This is a genomic window from Mesorhizobium sp. M7A.F.Ca.CA.001.08.2.1, from assembly GCF_003998455.1.
Classification (GTDB): domain Bacteria; phylum Pseudomonadota; class Alphaproteobacteria; order Rhizobiales; family Rhizobiaceae; genus Mesorhizobium; species Mesorhizobium ciceri.
Genome location: NZ_RZPW01001010.1, coordinates 1 through 1807, shown reverse-complemented (window position 1 = coordinate 1807; position 1807 = coordinate 1). Strand labels below are relative to the sequence as shown.

The 1807-nt window shown below is 62.5% G+C and carries 2 protein-coding genes; both read left to right on the top strand.

What is annotated here, in order from left to right; all coding sequences use genetic code 11:
* The coding region (locus EN914_RS34115) for a methylenetetrahydrofolate reductase (protein WP_164779124.1) at positions 1–750 on the top strand (750 nt) is incomplete at its 5' end.
* A gap of 81 nt (positions 751–831) precedes the next feature.
* Positions 832–1806 (top strand): methyltetrahydrofolate cobalamin methyltransferase, encoded by a 975-nt coding sequence (locus EN914_RS34110; protein ID WP_024501313.1) that lies wholly within the window; start codon positions 832–834, stop codon positions 1804–1806.
* Position 1807: the final 1 nt, after the last annotated feature.

The window sequence follows — 1807 nt, the reverse complement described above, 5'->3', positions numbered from 1 at the left end:
GTGCTGGGCGGGGCTGCGATGGGCGTCGCCAACATGCTGTGCCTGACAGGTGACGGCGTCCAGGCCGGAGACCAGCCCGGCGCCAAACCGGTGTTCGACCTCGACTGCATGTCGCTCCTGGAAACCTGCCGCATCATGCGCGACAACGGCAAGTTCCTGTCCGGCCGCAAGCTGACGACGCCGCCGCAGCTTTTCCTGGGCGCTGCGATCAATCCGTTCGCGCCGCCGATCGACTTCCGCCCGCATCGGTTGGGCAAGAAAATCGCCGCCGGCGCGCAATTCGTACAGAGTCAGTATTGCTTCGACGTGCCCATGTTCCGCACCTACATGCAAAAGGTGCGCGACCTCGGCTATACCGAAAAATGCTTCATCCTGGTTGGCGTCGGGCCGCTCGCCTCGGCCAAGACGGCCAAGTGGATCCGCTCGAACGTGCCGGGCATCCATATTCCCGATTCTGTCATCAAGCGGCTGGAAGGCGCCCAGGACCAGAAAAAGGAAGGCAAGCAGCTCTGCATCGACATCATCAACGAGGTGAAGGAAATATCAGGTGTTTCCGGCGTTCACGTGATGGCCTACCGACAGGAAGAATATGTTGCCGAGATCGTCGATGAATCGGGCGTGCTGAAGGGCCGCCAGCCATGGAAACGTGAGATCCGCCGCGACGATCAGCTTGTCGCCGACCGGCTCGACAGCATCTTGCACGACGACATTACCGAAACGCAGGTGGACATGGTGAAGACCGCGCACTGACGGCGCGGACGGTCACCCATTCGCTTGAACGAAACCAGACAACGATATAAAGAAATCTTTATATCACGGCGGAGAGAATTTATGACCCGTACCATCGTCGCTTCGGCGACACGAGAAATCATCATCGGCTTCGACCAGCCGTTCTGCGTGATCGGCGAACGCATCAACCCGACCGGCCGCAAGAAGCTGGCCGCCGAGATGATCGCGGGCAATTTCGGGACCGTCATCAGGGACGCATTGGAGCAGGCAGCCTGTGGCGCCACCATGCTCGACGTCAATGCCGGCGTCACCTCGGTCAATCCGAACGAGACCGAACCCGGCCTTTTGGTGCAGACGCTGGAGATCGTGCAGGGGCTGGTCGACCTGCCGCTGTCGATCGACAGTTCCGTCACCGCCGCGATCGAAGCCGCACTCAAGGTTGCCAAGGGCCGCCCGCTGGTCAACTCCGTCACCGGCGAGGAAGAAAAGCTCGAAGCCATCCTGCCGCTGGTCAAGAAGTACAACGTGCCGGTCGTCGCCATCTCCAACGACGAAACCGGCATTTCGATGGACCCGGACGTGCGTTTCGCCGTCGCCAAGAAGATCGTCGAGCGCTGCGCCGATTTCGGCATTCCGGCGCATGACGTCGTCGTCGACCCGCTGGTGATGCCGATCGGCGCGCTGGGCGATGCCGGCCGCCAGGTCTTCGCGCTGCTGCGTCGTCTGCGTGAAGAACTCAAGGTCAACACCACCTGCGGCCTGTCCAACATCTCTTTCGGCCTGCCGCATCGCCACGGCATCAACGCCGCCTTCATCCCGATGGTGATCGGCGCCGGCATGACCTCGGCCATCATGAACCCGGTGCGCCCGCAGGAAATGGAAGCCGTGCGCGGCGCCAATGTGCTGAACGGCACCGACGAGAACTGCACCAACTGGATCCGCACCTACAAGGATTACAAGCCGGCCGAAGGCGGCCAGGCCGTTGCCGCCCCGACGCAAGTCAATGCGCCGGGCGACGGCGCCGGCAATGGCGGTCGCCGCCGTGGCGGCCGTGAAGCCCGGATGGGCCGAGGATAAG

Excerpts from the sequence above, each read along its gene's own strand:
- EN914_RS34110 (WP_024501313.1), top strand. The coding sequence starts at position 832 with ATGACCCGTACCATCGTCGCTTCGGCGACACGAGAAATCATCATCGGC.